Genomic DNA, 4,526 nt, shown 5'->3' on the forward strand with positions numbered 1-4,526 from the left:
GACGGTCAAAAAGGAGGCAGGATGAAGGTCATCGCATGGGATGATTTTGAACAAGTTGAGCTAAGGGTAGGCACTATTATCGAGGTGCAACCGTTTCCCGAAGCACGCAAACCGGCTTACAAGCTCTGGGTCGATTTTGGCGAGGACATCGGCATCAAAAAGTCCAGCGCCCAACTGACGGCACTGTACCAGCCAGAGCAATTGCTGGGACGACAAGTGCTTGGTGTGGTGAATTTCCCGCCGCGCCAGATTGGTCCCTTTCGCTCCGAATGCCTGATTTGCGGCTTTTACCGGCCGGATGGCGCCGTGGTACTGGCTATCCCGGAGCAGGAGATCCCCAATGGCGCCAAGCTGGGCTGAACAGGCCCGGCACCTCAGTGCCCATCCGGTTGCAGCTCAAACTGGTGAAAAGATGTAAGCAGATGCCACAAACCGACTGGTAAAACATCCGGTGCTCTGCTAACCTAAAAAGTCTTTTTAAAGCCTTTTTAAAGGTGGTTTATGCAAACCGAAACCGTGACTTACCTGAAGGAACACGCCAACACGCTGGAGTTGCAGGAAGAGTTGCTGATCACCAAACACGGTAAACCCGCTTTTGTAGTGCAGTCCTATCAGGATTATCAGTTTCAACAGGACACACTGGCATTACTGAAGATACTGAAACTGTCCGAAAAAACACTGCCGCAAGCAAAGCTGACGGTAGAGCAGGCATTTGAGTAAGCAATTTCTTATCGTCAGTTCACCGCTGTTTAGATTATCAGTCCAGCGGTTCAGCGCTTTTCTTACCGACAAGTACGGTGAAGCAAAAGCAGCTGAAACCCTCACCAGCATCCAACAACGCATAAAGCATCACTTACCCGGCACACCTGAAATAGCACCAATTAGCGAACGGCTATTAGCCCTCGGGATCACCGAATACCGCCAATGGCAGCTCAACCAACACAACCTGTTGTTCTATTCCGTCAATCAGCAACAACAGCAAGTCGAGCTGCTGCTGTTGATGGATAGCCGGCAAAGCTTGCAAAAGCTGCTGTTTGAGCTGAATTTACTGCTGTAGCTGCTTAGCCAACAGCGAAATTAGCAAAGAAAAAACCAGCACCTGACCGCTGTGCTGGTTTTTTTAGAGAGACATCGAGGTTAACGCAATTGCAGCTGCGTATCCTGCTGCCAGTTAAATTGCAGCACTATGGCGCCATCGCGGTTGCGCCAGGCGCCGGTTTCGCCTTTGGCCAGCGCTTCGGCTTGTATGGTAAAGCGCTGCTCACCCAGTTGTACTTGCTGCCAGTGCGCCGGGGCCTGGTGCACCACCAGCATCAACTGACGCGCTGCCGGCATGCCGGGGAAGTCGCCCTGCCGGGTTAGACTGATTGCCAGCTGCTGATCCTGCTGGTTGCTGGCATGAAATTGCAGCAGCTCAAAGGCGCCGTCTTCTAAACTGGTACGGCTCTTGCCATCGTCATCGTACAACTCGCCTTCGCTTTGGCCGACGCTGGCATGATGCCAGTAGTGCAGTTCCAGTTGCTCGGTGCTGTAGTGATCCAGGCTTTGCATCGAGGCCACCATGGGCACAAAAGCACCGGCTCTCACCAACACGGGGATGGTCTCCAGCGTCACCGGAACTTCCAGCTTCTGCCCCCCTTGATAGGCGGTACCATCAAAGAAATCAAACCAGACGCCGGCCGGCGCATTGACCGTCCAGCTGCTCACGCCAGGCTCCGTTACCGGCGCTACCAAAAAGGCATCGCCCCAAAGGTAGCTGTTTTTCTCGGCCAGGTAATCCGGGTTATTTGGTTCCAGCCAAAACAGCGGGCGCATCAACGGCAGGCCCCGGCTGCTGTGCTGGTAGGCCAGGGTGTAGTTGTAGGGCGTTAAGCGGTAGCGCAAGTTGATAAAGTCGCGGCTGATGCGCTGCGTAGTACCGTCATGAAAGACCGGCTCTGGTGCAATGTGCTCCTGCGCGTGCGGCCGGTACACTGGCTGAAAAACACCGTATTGCATCCAGCGGGTGTACATTTCGGCATCGAAGGTCTCACCACCGGCAAAGCCGCCTAAATCCGAGTGAATGTAGCCAAAGCCAAACAGGCTCATTTGCAGCGCCAGCTCCACCTGGGGTTTCAAGCCATCCCAGCTGCGATCGACATCGCCGGTCCAGGGGATCATGCCATAGCGCTGCGAGCCCGGTGCGCCGGAACGCATCATGATAAATGGCCGAAGCCCGGGGTAATCGCGGATATGGCGCTCAAACACCATTTTAGCCCACTCGTGGCCATAAGCATTGTGAATTTCATCGGCAGTGGCGGTGCGTTTGGGCAATTGATGAATGGTGTCGTGCGGGTGCACTTCCGGCTCGCCCAGATCGCCCCACCAACCAGCCACACCCTGCTGCATCAGGCCATGGTAAATCTGCCAGAACCATTCGGCGGCTTCGGGTTTAAACACATCAATCAAGCCGGTATTGCCAAAATAGAAATCAAAGGTTTTCGGCTTACCGGCCAGATTAAGCGCCAGCACCTGCTCATCGACAGCTTCCTGCCAGCGGTTGGAGCTGGTCAGTATAAAGGGCTCGGTGATCAGCACCGTTTTCACGCCCAGCTCACGGAAATCGGCAATCATCTGCTCCGGATTGGGGAAAGCCTCTTTATCCCAGGCCAGATTACCCATATGGCCCTGAATATCAGGGCCAAACCAGAACAAGTCCAGCACAATGGCATCGAGCGGGAAACCCTGATCGACAAAACGCTGCACGGTGTCGCGGGCTTCCTGCTCGGTGCGATAGCCAAAGCGGGAGGCGTAATTGCCCAGCGCCCAGCGCGGTGGCAATGGCGGCATGCCACTGGCCTGCAGATACTGCTGCAACGTATCCTGATGACTATCGCCGGCAGCGACGATGTAACCGGTGCGGCCAGCGACGGCTTCAAACTGCAGCACATCGGCTTCGGTTTTGCCCAAATCAATAAAACCGCTGGCCGAATTATCAAACAACAGCAGGTAGTTGTGACTGGAAATCACGCCCGGAATGCTGAAGTACATTTGCTCGGACTCGGTGGTATAACCGTAGTGCGCTTTGTTGTACAGCGGCAGCCGGTGACCACGGCGGTCCATGCCCAGCACCCGTTGGCCTGCGCCGAGCAGCTGCTCATCCGGCTTTAGCTGAAAGCGAAAACCGCGCAGGGTTTCGTGCACAAAAAGCCCCTGCTCTTCGGCCAGGAATACCTCGCCGCCCCGCTCGAAACTTAACCGTAGCGGCGCTGCTTCAATCCGTACCGTCAGTGCCTCGGTGCCGTAATGCAGCACGCCGTCCTGCACCTCGAGCCCGGCGCTAAGCAGTTGTGGCTGCTGTGGCAGGGTAAAGGAAGGCAGTTGTTTTACCCCTTCATTTTCATAAAACACTTCCACCACCGCTGGCTGATGGAAGCGCAGTGTTAACTGCCCTTCAGTGGTCTGGAGCAGCAGGCCCTGCTCGGTCAGCTGGTGGCTTTGCAGCTGCATGGCCTGGGCTGGCAGCAGCCAGCTGGCAAGCACTATCAGGCAAACAAAGAGTGCACGCATGCTGTGTGGCATAGTTTGCAGCATGGCTTAGCGCTCCAGTTGCAGAATGAAGGATGCCAGCGGCGGCAGCGTCAGCGGCACTGTGCCCACCCCGTTTTCCACCGTGAGTGGCACCGACAACTCACCATACAGCTGCTCGGTCAGACGGTAGCTGCCATCGGCCAGCTGCCAGACGGCAATCTGCTCTGCCGGAATGGTGAGCTGCATGGGCGGGTAAGCCGCATCGCGCAGATTGGCAACAATCAGCAGTTTCTGATTATCGGTCCAGCGCAAGAAAGACAGCAGCTTGTCGTCGTAGTGTTCAGTCGCTGCCCGGTTGGCCCGGTGAATTTCAGCGTAGTGGCCGTTCATCGCCGGCTGCTCGGCACTGAAACGCATTAAGCGAACGTAGAAATCACGCAGCTCACGCTCAGCCTCTGTCAGGGCGCCGCCATCAAATTTGCCGTCGTTCATCCAGCGCTGGTGGGCCGGTACGCCCCAGTAATCAAAAATGGTGGTGCGGCTGGCTTTACCAAAACCGGCATCGTCGCTGGCCGCTTCGCCGACTTCCTGGCCAAAGTACAGCATGGTCGGCGAAGTGCTGATGGTGGCTGAAATCAGCATGGCGGGCATCCCTAAGCGGGCATCACCGGCAAACTCCGGGCTGGCAATACGTTGCTCATCATGATTTTCCAGAAAGTGCAGCATATGGTGCTCAATATCCGCCATGCTGTCCTGCACTTCAACCAGCGCATCGGTGCTGCCATGGCCCTGCATGGCCCATTTCAGGTTGTCGTAGAACTCGACTTTGTCGTACAGGTAATCCATCCGGCCCAGATGCAGATAATCGCGGTACAGATGCGGCTGATACACCTCGGCCAACAGGAAGGCATCCGGATTGACTTGCTTGATGTGCGAGTTCAGGTAACTCCAGAACTCAACCGGTACCATTTCGGCCATGTCGTAACGAAAGCCATCGACGCCCATGTCAATCCAGT

Annotated in this window: 5 protein-coding genes; 3 read left to right on the forward strand and 2 right to left on the reverse strand. The window is 55.8% G+C overall.

What is annotated here, in order from left to right; translation table 11 throughout:
• Nucleotides 1-21 precede the first annotated feature (21 nt).
• The 3 genes from JJU14_RS16060 (at nucleotide 22) to JJU14_RS16070 (ending at nucleotide 1,057) form a co-directional block, all read left to right on the forward strand.
• On the forward strand, nucleotides 22-360 hold the full coding sequence (locus JJU14_RS16060) for a tRNA-binding protein (RefSeq protein WP_228614735.1): 339 nt from the start codon (nucleotides 22-24) through the stop codon (nucleotides 358-360).
• Nucleotides 361-501: 141 nt separating this feature from the next.
• Nucleotides 502-720: a type II toxin-antitoxin system Phd/YefM family antitoxin gene (locus JJU14_RS16065; protein ID WP_228614736.1), complete on the forward strand. Its 219-nt coding sequence runs from the start codon at nucleotides 502-504 to the stop codon at nucleotides 718-720.
• The gene (locus JJU14_RS16070; RefSeq protein ID WP_228614738.1) at nucleotides 713-1,057 is read left to right on the forward strand and encodes a hypothetical protein; all 345 of its coding nucleotides are present in this window, start codon (nucleotides 713-715) and stop codon (nucleotides 1,055-1,057) included. Before JJU14_RS16065 ends, JJU14_RS16070 begins: the two co-directional genes overlap by 8 nt.
• Nucleotides 1,058-1,137: 80 nt before the next feature.
• Here the strand turns inward: JJU14_RS16070 and JJU14_RS16075 are convergent, their stop codons facing one another.
• Together JJU14_RS16075 and JJU14_RS16080 are read right to left on the reverse strand one after the other, a co-directional pair.
• Entirely contained in the window at nucleotides 1,138-3,573 is a 2,436-nt protein-coding gene (locus JJU14_RS16075) for a TIM-barrel domain-containing protein (RefSeq protein ID WP_228614739.1), read from the reverse strand.
• A gap of 3 nt (nucleotides 3,574-3,576) precedes the next feature.
• Nucleotides 3,577-4,526: alpha-amylase family glycosyl hydrolase (locus JJU14_RS16080; RefSeq protein ID WP_300976272.1), on the reverse strand; the 950-nt coding region annotated here is incomplete at its 5' end.

Source organism: Alkalimonas sp., from assembly GCF_020831925.1.
Classification (GTDB): domain Bacteria; phylum Pseudomonadota; class Gammaproteobacteria; order Enterobacterales; family Alteromonadaceae; genus Alkalimonas.